The sequence below is a fragment of the Caballeronia sp. GACF4 genome (genome assembly GCF_023631025.1).
Lineage (GTDB): Bacteria > Pseudomonadota > Gammaproteobacteria > Burkholderiales > Burkholderiaceae > Caballeronia.
Map to the genome: position 1 here is coordinate 159,858 of NZ_JALQDW010000028.1, position 13,935 is coordinate 173,792.

11 protein-coding genes and 1 pseudogene are annotated in these 13,935 nt (G+C 63.9%); 5 read left to right on the forward strand and 7 right to left on the reverse strand.

What is annotated here, in order from left to right; all coding sequences use genetic code 11:
• Nucleotides 1–7: 7 nt before the first annotated feature.
• The 7 genes and pseudogenes from nthA to NCR40_RS27840 all read right to left on the reverse strand — a co-directional run bounded on the left by nthA (nt 8) and on the right by NCR40_RS27840 (nt 5,741).
• Entirely contained in the window at nt 8–631 is a 624-nt protein-coding gene (nthA, locus tag NCR40_RS27810) for a nitrile hydratase subunit alpha (RefSeq protein WP_250511345.1), read from the reverse strand.
• A gap of 17 nt (nt 632–648) precedes the next feature.
• On the reverse strand, nt 649–1,392 hold the full coding sequence (gene nthB, locus NCR40_RS27815) for a nitrile hydratase subunit beta (protein ID WP_250511346.1): 744 nt from the start codon (nt 1,390–1,392) through the stop codon (nt 649–651).
• A gap of 28 nt (nt 1,393–1,420) precedes the next feature.
• Nucleotides 1,421–1,924 carry a DUF1097 domain-containing protein gene (locus NCR40_RS27820; RefSeq protein WP_244831698.1) on the reverse strand — a complete coding sequence of 168 codons (504 nt, stop codon included), beginning with the start codon at nt 1,922–1,924 and terminating at the stop codon, nt 1,421–1,423.
• A 34-nt stretch (nt 1,925–1,958) separates the two neighbouring features.
• Nucleotides 1,959–2,927, reverse strand: a complete 969-nt coding sequence (locus NCR40_RS27825) for a CobW family GTP-binding protein (RefSeq protein ID WP_250511347.1) — start codon at nt 2,925–2,927, stop codon at nt 1,959–1,961.
• A gap of 290 nt (nt 2,928–3,217) precedes the next feature.
• On the reverse strand, nt 3,218–3,739 hold the full coding sequence (locus NCR40_RS27830) for a hypothetical protein (protein WP_250511348.1): 522 nt from the start codon (nt 3,737–3,739) through the stop codon (nt 3,218–3,220).
• Nucleotides 3,740–3,989: 250 nt separating this feature from the next.
• Nucleotides 3,990–4,658, reverse strand: a pseudogene (locus NCR40_RS27835) (methyl-accepting chemotaxis protein); the annotation flags it as partial.
• A 285-nt stretch (nt 4,659–4,943) separates the two neighbouring features.
• Nucleotides 4,944–5,741 carry an AraC family transcriptional regulator gene (locus NCR40_RS27840; protein WP_244831704.1) on the reverse strand — a complete coding sequence of 266 codons (798 nt, stop codon included), beginning with the start codon at nt 5,739–5,741 and terminating at the stop codon, nt 4,944–4,946.
• Nucleotides 5,742–5,978: 237 nt separating this feature from the next.
• Here NCR40_RS27840 and NCR40_RS27845 point away from each other — a divergent pair, with 237 nt between their 5' ends.
• The 5 genes from NCR40_RS27845 (at nt 5,979) to NCR40_RS27865 (ending at nt 13,663) form a co-directional block, all read left to right on the forward strand.
• Nucleotides 5,979–7,595, forward strand: a complete 1,617-nt coding sequence (locus NCR40_RS27845) for a cyclic peptide export ABC transporter (RefSeq protein ID WP_250511349.1) — start codon at nt 5,979–5,981, stop codon at nt 7,593–7,595.
• Nucleotides 7,592–8,407: an ABC transporter ATP-binding protein gene (locus tag NCR40_RS27850; RefSeq protein ID WP_250469644.1), complete on the forward strand. Its 816-nt coding sequence runs from the start codon at nt 7,592–7,594 to the stop codon at nt 8,405–8,407. The genes NCR40_RS27845 and NCR40_RS27850 overlap by 4 nt, the downstream gene beginning before the upstream one ends.
• Nucleotides 8,404–9,312: an ABC transporter substrate-binding protein gene (locus tag NCR40_RS27855; RefSeq protein WP_250511350.1), complete on the forward strand. Its 909-nt coding sequence runs from the start codon at nt 8,404–8,406 to the stop codon at nt 9,310–9,312. The genes NCR40_RS27850 and NCR40_RS27855 overlap by 4 nt, the downstream gene beginning before the upstream one ends.
• Complete coding sequence (gene fhuB, locus NCR40_RS27860) at nt 9,305–11,335, forward strand: Fe(3+)-hydroxamate ABC transporter permease FhuB (protein WP_250511351.1); 2,031 nt, start codon at nt 9,305–9,307, stop codon at nt 11,333–11,335. The genes NCR40_RS27855 and fhuB overlap by 8 nt, the downstream gene beginning before the upstream one ends.
• Nucleotides 11,336–11,464: 129 nt before the next feature.
• Nucleotides 11,465–13,663: a TonB-dependent siderophore receptor gene (locus NCR40_RS27865; protein ID WP_250511352.1), complete on the forward strand. Its 2,199-nt coding sequence runs from the start codon at nt 11,465–11,467 to the stop codon at nt 13,661–13,663.
• The last annotated feature ends 272 nt before the right edge of the window (nt 13,664–13,935 follow it).

Here is a 13,935-nt window from a genome sequence, read left to right on the forward strand (position 1 = left end):
ACGGGCCTCAGGCGGTGGGCGCTTCGATGAGGGCGACACCCATCATCGATTCCGGCGTCACGAGCGCGGCGAGTTCCGCTTCACTCATGTGCTCCGTGTTGGCGGGACGCTCGGGCACGACGAACCAGCGGATTTGCGCGCTGCTGTCCCACACTTTCACTTCCTTGTCCGCAAGCACGTTCACGCCGAATTCCGCCAGCACGGCACGGGGCTCGCGCACGCCGCGTGCACGAAACACGGGATCCTTGTACCAGTACGGCGGCAAGCCGAGAACCGGCCACGGATAGCACGAACACAACGTGCAGATGATGAGGTTATGCACGTTCTCGTCGTTGGCGACGGCGGCCATGTGCTCGCCTTCCGCACCCGTCATGCCGAGCGGCAGTGCAAGCTCCGCGATGGCCTTCGGTGTGTCGTCGACGAGGCGCTTCTTGTACTCCGGATCGGTCCATGCGCGCGCCACGATCTTCGCGCCATTGAACGGCCCGGCCATGGTTTCGAAGTGCTTGAGCACGGCATCGACGGAATCGCTCGCGATCACGCCCTTCTCAATCAGCAATGCTTCCAGCGCGCGCACCTTTGCCGCGCTCGACGCTTCGCGGTCGTCGGGAAATTCAAAGAGTTGGCTCATGCTGCGGTGGCTCCGGATCAGTTGGCCGCTTGTACGTAGGCTTCGTACAAGTCGGCATAAAGGGTGGTGTTCGCTTCGCTCTTGTCGGCGCCCCAGATGTCGGCGGTATCGAACGCAATGCGATACACGGGCATGGGCGCGCCTATACCGTCCGGTCCCGTCGATACGAAATACGAGAACGCGCCCGGATACACGAGATCGACGACGCCGGTCTTGTTGCGCAGATAGCCGGGCAGACGCGTGTGATCGACCGCTTCGGGGTCGGCTATGCGTACCGCGTCGCCCTTCGCAAAACGCGCGGCGCTTTCGAGCGCGTGATAACCGGAGTCGCCGTTCGTCAGATACGCGTCGATCTGCGCGGTGAGCGCGGCGTCGGGTTTCCCAGGCAGCGCGGCATCGGGGTTCGCGCGGTAGTGCGCGGTCTTTTGCGCGAGTTCGTCGGCCGAGATGTAGCCTTGATCGACGAAGAACTGCGAGATGCCGCCGAGCCACTTCTCGTAGTACCGATACTTGAAATACTCGAACGGCTGCATGTCTTCCGCGCCCGTGCGCAGCGAGGCCCACGTCCAGTCGTTCTTGAATGTCGTCGACAGCGTGTCGACAGGATAGCGATGCAGCGCGTTGGAGAGATGCGCGCTTTCCGCCATCATCACGGTATGAATACCGAAGATGCGCGTCTCCCACGGTTCCACGAACACGCGCCGTTCGGTGCTGACAGGGCCGAGATTTTCGATGCCGCCAAGATGATGCTGTAGTTTCACGATGTGCTCCGTGCGTAAAGAAACGAGTTCAGCTCAGCCGATGCTCGCGTTTGAACAACAGCGCTTCGCCGACCACTTCCGACACGAAGCCGAAGACCGCGCCCGTCACGAGCGCCGCTGCGGCCACGAGTGCAGGATTGCCGATGCCAGCGGTCGTGATCGCCTTGCCTGTTGCCACCGTCGTGCCGACCGTCGATGCAAAGCCCCACACGATGGCCGGCAAGACATCGAGTAATCTGATCTTTGCTGCCTGCACCATCGCCGCGCTGCCGATGCCGACGAACACCGCCGCCGCAAACGCGCCACCGCTCGTCGTCGCAATGCAGAGCAACGTGAGCGATGCGATGACCAGCCCCGTGAGATTCGACGCGACGCTCTTCACGAAGCCCGCGCGACCGCCGCCAAGCACGAAGAACGACGCCCATGCAATGAACGTCACCCAGACGGGTACGGGAAATACGGTCCCGGTGAGCCATGTATCCGCGACGGCCAGTACGCCAATGCTCAATGTGTATGCTTCGGGCTTTTTCATGCGCGTGCTCCTCGATAAGAAATGAATGAATGGGTCAATGCATGCAGGAAAGAAGTCCATCGCGCATGTGCCGTGAGTCGATGTTTCTGCCGATCATCACGAAGCGGTTCTCACGCGCTTCGTCGCGCTTCCATGCGCGGCCGAAGCTCGCATCGAGCAGCATGTGGACGCTATGAAAATGCAGACGCCTTGCTTCCTCGTGCACGTTGAGCACGCCTTTCATGCGCAGCAGTTGTTGCCCCTGCGTCTGCACAAGCTGGTTGATCCACTGATTGAAGCGGCTTGCGTCAATGGCGCCTGGAACGACGATCGCGCAAGAAGCGATGCTGTCGTCGTGTTCGTGATCGTGGCCTTCTTCATCGAGCAAACCGGGTTCGACGGCGAGCAGGTTATCGAGCGAGAAACTCCGCACGCCGAGCAATGCATCGACGTCGACGGCTGAATGGTTCGCGAAGTCGATCTGCGCGGTGGGATTGATTTGCCGGAGTTCTTCGACGAGCGCGGCCACTTTCGCGGGCACGGCCACATCCGTCTTGTTGATGATGATGCGGTCCGCAAACACGATTTGTTCGCGCGCGATGTCATCGTGAAGCTGGGCGGATGCGTGCATTGCATCGACAACGGCTACGACGGCTTCGAGTTCGAGACGTTCGCGCACGTCGGGGTCTGCGAGAAAGGTCTGTAGCACGGGCGCGGGATCGGCGAGCCCGGACGTTTCGATGATCAGCCGTTCCAGCCGGTCGCCGAAGCGTGTAAGCAGATCGCGCACGCTTGCGACGAGATCCGTGCGGACCGTGCAGCACACGCAACCGTTATTAATCTCGATGACGGCTTCTTCGTCGGCGACGATCAACTGACCGTCTATGCCGACTTCGCCGAACTCGTTGACCACGATGCCGATCTGCATCGGCCGCGTTGCATCGAGAATGTGATTGACGAGCGTGGTCTTGCCCGCGCCAAGAAAGCCGGTGACGACGGTAGTGGGAATTCTGCGGATTTGCATGGCGGAGTCATCCTTGGCGCGTGCTTCGCAGCGATGCGCGGTTTGTGAACGGATGACTCTTTAGCGACTTCCACGCCGTGTTTGGCGAGGTGGCTGTGTGCTGTCGATTGTTGGCGGGGTTGGGAAGGGTTTGTGGCCGTTTCGGTTGCTAGCGGCTGAGACGGACACAAGTGGCCGTTTGGTGGCGTGCTCGAGTTAGCGCCGCGTTGCGCGATGGCGGCGCATGGTGGAGCGGGAATGGTGCGGGACGTGCTGCTTGGGTGTGCACTTGAAGCGGCCAAACGCTTTGACTAAGAGGGATTCGACGACACCAACGGCGCAGCGCCGACCGCAGGGTCAGGTGTCATCACATGTGCTGCGCGCAAGCGAGCGCCAATAGCGTTTCCCGTTTCCGCTGCACTTTTGTCGATGCCACCAAGAAGAAAGTCCATGTGCTCCGAGACACTGGCGCTGATCTTTTGCTGATAGAACGTGTTTATCTCGACACGCGTATTGAAGCGCGAAGGGTCCTGCTCGGTGGGAACCAGCGACGCTTTCACGTCAGAAAGCGTGACTTGCCATACGGCCTCGGTGTCGCCACGCGAGCGCGACGTGACGCGTACGGCTTTGACCTGCATCAACTGCGTCGCATGCGACGACATGATGATCTTCGGCAGAGCGCGTGAATCGGCTTCGGAGTCCAGGCGCAGCAGCGTCACAGGAATCGAACCGGCCGTTTCTCTTAACGTGTCGCCGAGCGTGTGCGCAAAATGTCTACCGGCCCCTGCGTTCCATGAATCGCCGAACAGCGAACTGTCCACCACGATCAGCAAGCTGCGTACTTTTGTGGGCTGCTGTCGCGCATTCACGGTCGAAAGCACTTCGGGGCCGCTTGCGCAGCCCGACAGTATCGATGCGGCGCAAAGCAGCGTGGCGAGTCCGGCTCTTCTCATCATGGAAGTTCCAGTTGTAGTTTTAGATGTTTACCGTGCAGGCGTTGGCGATGTTTACGGCTTGAACGATGCGAACTTGAGGTTGTGCCGCCTTTTATATGACGGACAACCTCTGTACGCGCTCGCGCTCTCAGAACGTCTGCCAGTCCCCTTCCGCGCTCGCAGTCGCTGCATGCGTCGGCGCAGGTTTCGGCGCTGTCTTCGCTGAGGCGCGAGGCTTGGTCGGCGCTGGAGCGCTAGGTTTGAGAGCGACGCGAGACGCGCTCGTTGGCTTCGCCGCCGTGGATACCGGAACCGCGCGCGCAGCCGCTGCATCCACCTTGAATACAGCGACGAGATCACGCAACGAAGCCGACTGCGACGCCATGGACTGCGCGGCCGCCGATGCTTCCTCGACGAGCGCCGCGTTCTGCTGCGTCATTTCATCCATCTGCATGACTGCGGTGTTGACCTGTTCGATGCCATGATGCTGCTCGCCCGATGCCGAGCTGATCTCGCCCATCAGATCGGCCACGCGCTTCACGGCCTGCACGATCTCCGTCATCGTGCGGCCCGCGTTGTCCACGAGCGCCGAACCATTGTTCACGCGCTCCACGGACTCGGTGATCAGATCCTTGATCTCCTTTGCGGCCGTCGCGCTGCGCTGTGCAAGCGTGCGCACTTCGCCCGCCACCACCGCGAAACCGCGACCTTGTTCGCCTGCGCGCGCGGCTTCCACTGCCGCATTCAATGCGAGGATGTTGGTCTGGAACGCGATACCTTCGATGACCGAGATGATCTGCGCGACTTGCTCCGAGCTGCCGGCCCGGTTACGAACCGTGTGGCTGCAGTCCGTCCGTCTGCGGTTATTCGCCGGCTTGCACCGCTGAATCGAACGTCCGCAGGCGCGCATGAGTCTTCACGACCCTCAACCGCCCTTCTCCCCCACGTACCGACGACGGCTTTCAACGCTACAACGGCCATTCGACATTCAGCTATCGAGGCCCGAACGAAGACCGCAGCTATACGAACGTCATTCGAGCAATGATGCGATCTACATCTAAGTTTCCAACTCGAAGTCTGCATGAGCCGCCCCGCTCTCCGTTTATCTGCTCGACGAGCGCGAAGCCAGGTAACGTTGTGGCGCCTCTCCCGTGACCTGACGAAACATGACGATGAAAGCACTCGCACTGCGATAGCCAAGCTTCTTCGAAACTTGCGTCACAGGTTGTCCCAGCGTAAGGAGCGTGATTGCCTCCGCGACTCGTATCTGCTGACGCCATGCGCCAAAGGTCAATCCAGTCTCGGCATTCAGATAGCGCGCCAATGTTCGCCCACTGGTGTGAAACTGCTCGCCCCAGAAATCGAGCGTCAGTTCGCTCGCCGGGTCGTTCATCATGTGCTCGCAGATCTGCAGCAGCCGTGCATCGCGCGGCAATGGCACGCCGGGCTCGGCGAGCGCGGGCGTCTCTCTCAACACCTTCAGCAACAGCGGCGCGCTGAGCGAGGCATGGCTTCCCTCGGCGTATCGCTCGCCCGCGGCGCCCAGCACGATGGCCAGCTCTCTCATCAACGGCGACACTGCAATCACGGCCGGTTGATGCCACGACCACGGAAACACACGCGGCTCGAAATACACACTGCATAGTTGCGTGTCGCCGACCGCGTGCAGTTCGTGATCGACATCGGATGGCAGCCAAACTGCGCGCGACTGCGGCAGCGTCCAGGTGCGCGAGGGCGTGAGCACACGCACGACGCCGCGCACGGCGAACACCAGTTGTCCGTGCTTGTGTTGATGCCAGGTTATACGCTCCCCATGACGATAGTCGACGAGGGTTGCCATCACGTCTCGCGACAGCGGGACGCGTTCGATCGGATAGCGTTTGAGCAGGAACTCTTTCATGGTCGCGAAAAAGTGGTACGCAAAAAACTATCGATAAAACACCAATAGTTGTCAGAAATTCGATATTCGGTGTCGGCCTGATTTTTCGACGAAACGCTAAACTCGTCGTCACTCAACACTTAGCGCCGACCCATCGGTTGAAATGTTAATGGTTCGCATTCTCGCATTTTTGTTGCCGCCCAATGCGCTTTGCGGGCAGCCGCCTGCCTTGGCTGCTTTCAACGAGGGTGTGCGCACGTGTCTCTGATAGCCTCGTCGATCCGCAGCGCGCGCGGGTTGTTGCCTGTCGCGCTGGTCGTCAGTCTCGTCAGCGGCGCGGCGAACGCGGCGCTCGTCGCGCTGATCAATCAGGCGCTGCGCGCAACCAGCGACGAACTGCTCACGCTCGGCGTGCGCTTCGCGGCGCTGGGCGTCGTTGTCATTCTCACGCGGGTCGTTTCGCAGATGCTGTTCATGTATCTCGGACAGCACGCCAAGGCGAGGTTGCGCTTGCAGACGATCGGCCGCATCGCGGGCGCGTCGTATCGCGATCTCGAACGATGCGGCGCGTCGCGCGCCATCAACGCGCTCACGCAGGACCTCGACACCATCGTCGTGTTCTTCATCAGTCTGCCGTCGATCGTCATGCAGGGCGCGGTGATCGCGGGTTGTCTCGTCTATCTCGGCATGCTGTCCCTGCCGATTCTGCTGTTCGCGCTCGTCGCGATCGGCGCGGGATCGCTCGGCACGCATCTGATCGGCTCGCGGGCGCTTCTCCATCTGCGCGATTCGCGGCAGCGTGAAGACGGCCTGTTGCAACGCTTTCGCTCGCTCTTCGACGGCGCGAAGGAACTGAAGCTGCATCGCGCGCGTGCCGAAGCGTTCGTCGCGCGTGATCTCGCCCCGCATGTGGAAGCGGTGCGCGCGCAGCGCACGCGCGGCTACATGCTGCACGCGTTGGCCGCGAGCTGGGGCAATCTGCTGCTGTTCGGCTTCGTCGGCCTGACCCTCTTCGTGCTCGCGCGTCTCTTCGATGCCGACGCGCACGTGATGTCCGGTTACGCGCTCGTCTTCCTTTACCTCATCATGCCGGTCGAAGGATTGCTGGCGGCCCTGCCCGCCATTGGCAGCGCGCGGATCGCGTTCGAGCGCATCGATCAGCTCGAACAAGCCCTGCCGCCCGAGCCCGCAAGCGCCTCGCTCGACGCCGACGCGTTCGCGAGCATTACGCTCGAAGGCGTCGAACATCGCTACGTGCGCGAAGCCGAGGACGGTTTTTTCACGCTCGGACCTATCGATCTGACGTTCCGGGCGGGCGAACTCGTCTATCTCGTGGGCGGCAACGGTAGCGGCAAAACCACGCTCGCGAAGGTGCTGGTCGGGCTGTATGCGCCGGAGTCGGGACGCATCGTCATCGACGAAACGGTGGTAGACGACGGCAATCGCGCCGCTTACCGCCAGCTTTTCTCCGTCGTCTTCAGCGATTTCCATTTGTTCGATTCGCTGCTCGGCCTGCCCGCGCACAGCGAGGCCACGGCGCGCGCGCTGCTCGTGGCATTGCAACTAGAGCACAAGGTGCGCATCGACAACGGCCGTTTTTCGACGCTCGATCTGTCGCAAGGCCAGAGGAAGCGTCTTGCCTTGCTGGTGGCGTTTCTGGAAGACCGCCCGTTCTATCTCTTCGACGAATGGGCCGCCGACCAGGACCCCGCGTTCAAGGACGTCTTCTATCGCGTGCTGCTGCCGCAACTGAAGGCGCGCGCCAAGACGGTGCTCGTCATCACCCACGACGACCGTTATTTCGATCTCGCCGATCGTATCGTCAAGCTCGACAGCGGTCAGGTGAGTTCCACGAAAAAGGCGGCGCTCGCATGAACGGCCACGTCTACCAGACGGCGTACGCGACCGCGACGCCGCCCGCCTTCTCGCTCGAAGGCGTGTCGCGCTCGGCGGGCGGGCGCACGCTCTTGCATCCGCTGGATCTGCATATCGAACCGGGCCGCGTGACGGGGCTTGTCGGGCACAACGGCTCCGGCAAATCCACGCTCGTCAAGCTGCTCGCAGGACAGATTGCGCCGGATACGGGCGTCGTCCGATGCGCGGGCCGGCCGCTCGCCGACTGGAGTACGCGCGAGTTCGCGCGTGAAGTTGCCTGGCTTCCGCAGCAGACGCCATCGACCGATGGCATGACGGTGCGCGAACTCGTCGCGCTCGGCCGCTATCCGTGGCACGGCGCGCTCGGGCGCTTCACGGCCGGCGACGCCGCGCACGTCGACCGGGCGATGCAAGCCGCCGATGTTCATTGTTATGCCGACCGCACCGTGGACAGCCTGTCGGGCGGCGAGCGCCAGCGCGCGTGGATCGCGATGCTGGTCGCGCAGAACGGGCGCTGCATGCTGCTTGACGAACCGACGTCGGCGCTCGATGTCGGCCATCAGCTGACCGTGCTCGAACTCGTCAGGACGCTGTGCGCCGAACGCGCGATGACCGCTGTCATCGTCATGCACGACATCAACATGGCGACGCGCTTCTGCGACCGGATCGTCGCGTTGCGCGAGGGGCGTCTGCTGATGCGCGAGGACGCGGCGGTCATCGTCGATCCGGCGCGGCTCGAAGCCATCTACGGCGTGCCGATGTCGGTTACGACCGATGCGTCCACCGGCCGTCGCATGTGTTTTCCGTCATGAAGTCGCCACCGAGACGCACGCTGCTGCGAGGCGCCGCCGCGCTGCTCGCGTTCTCGCGTGCCGCGCGCGTCGTGGCCGGACCGGCGCCGCGACGTATCGTCGTATTGAACTGGGAGCTGACCGAGACGCTGCTCGCGCTCGGGCGCGCGCCGGTCGGCATTCCGCTGCCCGCGTGGTATGCGAACACGATCGCGGTGCCGCCGCTGCCGTCCGATGTCGCGGATATCGGCCTTCTCTATCAACCCAATTTCGATGCGCTGCTCGCGCTCGCGCCGGACCTGCTGATCGTCACGCCCGCGCATGCGGGACTGCTCGCGCCGCTGCGGCGTATCGCCCCGACGCTCACGCTCGGCGCGTATATGACCGACCGGCATCCCTACGCGAGCCTGTGCGCCGAAACCCGCGTGATGGCCGATGCCTTCGACGCCCGCGCCCGGGCCGACGCGCTCTTCGCGTCGACCGAGCGCGTCATGAGCGACGTCGCGGCGCGCGTGCCGCGCGGCCGGCCGGTGATCGTCGCGGACGTGATCGACGAGCGGCATCTGCGCGTGTACGGCGCGGGCAGTCTCTTCAACGATGTGCTCGCAAAGATCGGGCTGTCGAACGCCGCGACTGCGCGCGTGCGCTGGACGACGAACGCGATGGGTTCCACCGTCGTGCCGTTGCCCCGTCTCCTCGAAGCCGCCGACGCCGATATCGCGTTGACTCGGCCGCTCGCGCCCGACATCCGCGCGGCGCTGACGGCGAGCCCGCTCTGGCGCGCGCTGCCAGCGGTCCGCGAGAAACGCGTGGCCGTGTTGCCGGTGATCGCCCCGTACGGCGGCCTGATTTCGATGCAACGCTTCGCGACCGCGATGGCGAATGCACGCGCCATCATCGATAACGACGGAGGTGGGCTTGCGTAGCAGCCGCGTCGCACTCACTCGCCCTTCGGCGCCGCCACGCGACTGGCGGCTTGCACTTTTCGCCGGCCTGATGCTGCCCGCCGTGTGCCTCGCCGCGTTGCATTTGCATGGCGCGCTCGACGGCGCATCGTTCTGGAAGGCGCTCGTTTCGCCCGATCTCACCGACATGCGCGACGTGCTGGTGCACGAAAGCGTGCTGCCGCGCATCGCCATGACGCTGCTGTGCGGCGCGGCGCTCGGGCTTGCGGGCGTGCTGGTGCAGCAGGTGTTGCGCAATCCGCTTGCCGAACCGATGACGCTCGGCATCTTCCCCGGCGCGTATCTCGGGCTCGCCGTCGTGAGCGTGTGGCTGCCGGGCTGGCTCGCAGCGGGCCGCGAAACCATCGCGCTCGCGGGTGGCGCGCTGGCAATGATCCTCGTGCTCGGCCTGGCATGGTTGCAACGCATGTCGTCGCTTGCCGTGATTCTCGCGGGCATGGTGGTGAATTTGTACTGCGGCGCGATCAGCCTCGCGATCGGCGTCATGCATTTCGATCTGCTGCAAGGCTTGCAAATCTGGGGCGGCGGCGCACTCGATCAGACCGGCTGGCAAAGCGCCGCGCGCGTTGCGGCGAGCGTGGGCGGTTGCGCGCTGGCGTCGGCGCTGCTGCATCGACCGCTGCAACTCTTCGATGCCGGCGATGCCACCGCTCGCAATCTCGGCGCCGCCGTCGGCTGGATGCGCGGCGCGGCGCTGCTGGTCGCGGTCGTGCTCACGGCGAGCGTGGTGGCGCAGGTCGGCGTGATCGGGTTTGTCGGATTGGCGGCACCGCTCCTCGCGCGGCTCACGGGCGCGCGCCGCCTGCGCGACCGCCTCGTGTGGGCGCCGCTTTTGGGCGCCGCCCTGCTCTTCCTCACCGACGAACTCGTGCGCATCGTCTCGCAGGGCGAGCTGTTCTCGGCGCATCTGATTCCCACCGGCACGGTCACGTCGATGATCGGCGTGCCGCTCCTGGTCGTCCTGCTGCCGCGCCTTCGCACCACGCCGGACATCCGCGAAACGCTTGACCGCGGCACCGCGCCGCACGCCGTGCGCACGACGCCGCTCGTATGGGCAGCGCTCTTCGCGATCACGTGCGCGTTGTCGTTCGTCGTCACGCGCGGACCGGACGGTTGGCGGTTCGCGCATCCGGCCGACATCGACGCGCTCCTCTTCTGGCGCGTGCCGCACCTGCTGGCCGCGCTCGCAGCGGGCAGTCTGCTGGGCGCGGCGGGCGCGCTGTTGCAGCGCATGACCGCGAGTCCGATGGCAAGCCCAGACCTGCTCGGCGTCGGCTCGGGCGGCATGTTCGGCGTCGTCGCGGTGCTGCTGATCGCGGGCAGCTTTGAACCGGCCGCGCTGTTCGCGGGAAGCGTGGCCGGCGCGTGCACCACGCTTGGCTTGCTGCTCTGGCTCGGGCGGCGCGCGCGGTTCGCGCCAGAGCGGTTGCTGCTCGTCGGATTGTCGATCAGCGCGCTGTTCCAGGCGGTCGTCGGCGCGGTCATGGCGAGCGGCGATCCACGCGCGGGCGTGCTGCTCGATTTGCTGGTCGGGTCGACCTACTACATCGAGCCGGCGATGGCATTGCTCATGGCCGTGCTGGCGATGTCGGTACTCGCCGTGGCGCCGCTGTTCGCGCGCTGGCTGGCGGCGCTCGGCGCCGGTCCGCAGGTGGCGGCGAGCATCGGCGTACCGGTCGGGCGCGCGCGCTTCGGCCTGTTGCTGCTCGCGGCGGTATCGACGGCGGCGGCGACGGTCGTGGTCGGGCCGCTGTCCTTCGTCGGGCTGATCGCGCCGCATATCGCGCGGCTCTCGGGCGGGCGGCGTCCGCTGCCGCAGGTCTACCTCGCAGCGATGCTCGGCGCGCTGCTGATGGTCGTCGCGGACTGGCTGGGACGGCAGATTCCTTATCCGGAGCAACTTCCGGCCGGTCTCGTCGCGACACTGCTCGGCGGTCCGTGGCTCGTCATGCTGATCCTGCTGCGCGGTGCGCGGCAAACATGACGGTTGCATCGAAGTCGATAGAACGGGGCCGCGCGTGCCTCGCACCACACAACCAATGTCCCCATCCGATTCAAGCCCGCATGCAGCGGGACGACGCCGTTTGTCTATTCAACGATGGGATGAGAAAACATGAGAAGAGGGAATGACCCGCGCGGCGCGATGCCCGCGCCGACGACGGGATGGCACGTGCGCGCGCCGCGCATGACGCCGCTTGCGCTCGCGCTTTTGACGATGCTCGGCGCGACGTCGCCGCCCACACGCGCGCAAAACCCGGCGGGCAGCGATGTGACGTTGCCCGCCGTCGTGGTGACCGACAGCACCGGCGCCGATGCGACGACCGAAGACAGCGGCTCGTACGCCGCGAAACGCGCGACCATCGCGGGCAAGAGTGCGCAATCGATCAAGGAGACCCCGTATTCGGTTTCCGTCGTCACGCGCCAGCAAATGGACGACCGCAACGACACGACCATCGAAGAAGCCTTGCGCTACGTGACGGGCGTCAGTTCGGTCAGCTACGGCGACGGCACGGCTTATTTCCGCGCGCGGGGCTCACAACTTGGCATCGAATTCGATGGCACGCCCATCGTCAGCGGCCTGCAATATCTCACGCAATTCGACCTCGCGATGTACGACCGCGTGGAAGTGTTGCGCGGACCGGCCGGCGTGATCGACGGCGCAGGCGAGCCCGGCGGCGTCGTCAATCTCGTGCGCAAACGGCCGCAAAATCAATTCCATCTGACGACCGACACACAAGTCGATTCCTTCGGCAGCGTGCGGCAGATGATCGACGTCACCGGACCGCTTAACAAGGACGGCAGCCTGCGCGGGCGTGCGGTGATCGTCGGCGAGGCCGGGCATCAATCGATCGACCGGGCGCGCAGCAAGGAGTTCATGGCCTATGGCGCGATCGACTACGACTTCACGCCGCGCACGACGCTCTCGCTCTCGGGCGGCTACGAAGTCCTGCCGATGTACGGCCTCGACTACGGCGCGAGCGGCGTGCTCAATGCGGATCAGACCGCACTCGTCGGCCGCGTGCCGAGTTCGTATGCACAGAACTTCAGCCCGAGCTGGAACACGTCGTACACGTCGATTCAGGAAGCCAACGCGAACCTCGTGCATCGCTTCGAAAGCGGCTGGAAGTCCTCCACGACGCTGTTCTACAGGCACATGCTGACGCGGGCGTACTACGCGTACTCGGGACCGGGCGCGACCACCGATGGCCTCAGCTTCTACGGCGATCAGAATCAGCGCAACACCTACGACTGGTTCGGCGCGGACAGCAACGTGTCCGGTCCCATCCGGCTCTTCGGGCAAACGCACACGTTGACGGTCGGCGCAAATTATTCGGTGATGTCGTCGACGGCGCTCTCGGGCTTCCAGTCCGTCGATGGCCCATTCGAAGGCGGCACCTTCAGTCTGTTCGATCCCAACGCCGTGCCGCAGGTCGATACGCCCTTCAGCTTCGGCACGAACGAGCGCACCGTCCAGTACGGCATCTACGCGCAGGCGCGCATCAAACTCGCGAATCCGCTGACGCTCGTGCTCGGCGCGCGCGAGGCGTTCGTACAGGATCGCACGCAATCGACACTGCCCGACCTCACGGACTGGGCGACGAACTCGCAGATCAACCATCGTTTTCTGCCGTCGGCGGGACTCGTCTGGGATATCGTGCCGGCGGTCACCGCGTACGCGAATTACGCGCGCTTCCTCGACGCCCAGACGCAGACGACATTCTCCGGCGCGGGCATTCCACCGCGTTCCGGCGAGCAATACGAAGTCGGCGTGAAGAGCAGCGTGCTCGGCGGACGCCTGAATACGAACATGGCGCTGTTCCGTATCAACGACAACAACCGCGCGGTCGACGATCCCGATCATCAGTTCTATTACCTTGCCGCCGGCAAGGCACGCAGTCAGGGCGTCGAACTCGAAGTCACCGGACAGCCGATGCCGGACTGGAACGTCTATGCGGGCTACACGTATTTGAACGAGCACTTCGAGAACGATGCGCCCGGCCTCACCGATGGCACGGACCCCAAGCATCTCTTCAAACTGTGGACGCGGTATCAGTTTACGCAGGGCGTCATGCGCGGGGTATCGGTCGGCGGCGGCATGCTCGCGCAGACACGCATATCGCGCGGCGTCGAACAGGGCGCGTATGCCATCTTCGATGCGCAGGTCGGATATCGCTTCAACAAGCATCTCGAAGCGACACTGCAGTTGAACAATATCTTCGATCGCGGCTATTACATTCGCCCACCCGGCCAGTTCTACAGTGTATTCGGCGACAGGCGTAACGTCATGTTGAGTGTGCGGACCGACTTCTAAATTTACGATGACGCTTGGGCGACTGTCGGGACGGAAGCACTGACCTTCCACCGTCGGGTTGTCCGCAGACAGGCGATGATCGCCATCGGCTGTCTGCTTCTGAGTAACATAAAGAATCAGCAAGAAATTTCGTTGGACGAAGTCGCCGCTAACGACATATGACGGAAGTTGGTAAGTCTCGGTCAAAGAGAACCTGTCCGCATTTTTGTGTGCGAGGCGGTTAGCGGAGTCACCCGCGTGCGTTGGTAAAACGCTCTCCAAACAGGATGGCA

Excerpts from the sequence above, each read along its gene's own strand:
- NCR40_RS27855 (WP_250511350.1), top strand. The coding sequence starts at position 8,404 with ATGAAGTCGCCACCGAGACGCACGCTGCTGCGAGGCGCCGCCGCGCTG.
- nthA (WP_250511345.1), bottom strand. The coding sequence starts at position 631 with ATGAGCCAACTCTTTGAATTTCCCGACGACCGCGAAGCGTCGAGCGCG.
- NCR40_RS27820 (WP_244831698.1), bottom strand. The coding sequence starts at position 1,924 with ATGAAAAAGCCCGAAGCATACACATTGAGCATTGGCGTACTGGCCGTC.
- NCR40_RS27825 (WP_250511347.1), bottom strand. The coding sequence starts at position 2,927 with ATGCAAATCCGCAGAATTCCCACTACCGTCGTCACCGGCTTTCTTGGC.
- NCR40_RS27840 (WP_244831704.1), bottom strand. The coding sequence starts at position 5,741 with ATGAAAGAGTTCCTGCTCAAACGCTATCCGATCGAACGCGTCCCGCTG.
- NCR40_RS27865 (WP_250511352.1), top strand. The coding sequence starts at position 11,465 with ATGAGAAGAGGGAATGACCCGCGCGGCGCGATGCCCGCGCCGACGACG.
- NCR40_RS27850 (WP_250469644.1), top strand. The coding sequence starts at position 7,592 with ATGAACGGCCACGTCTACCAGACGGCGTACGCGACCGCGACGCCGCCC.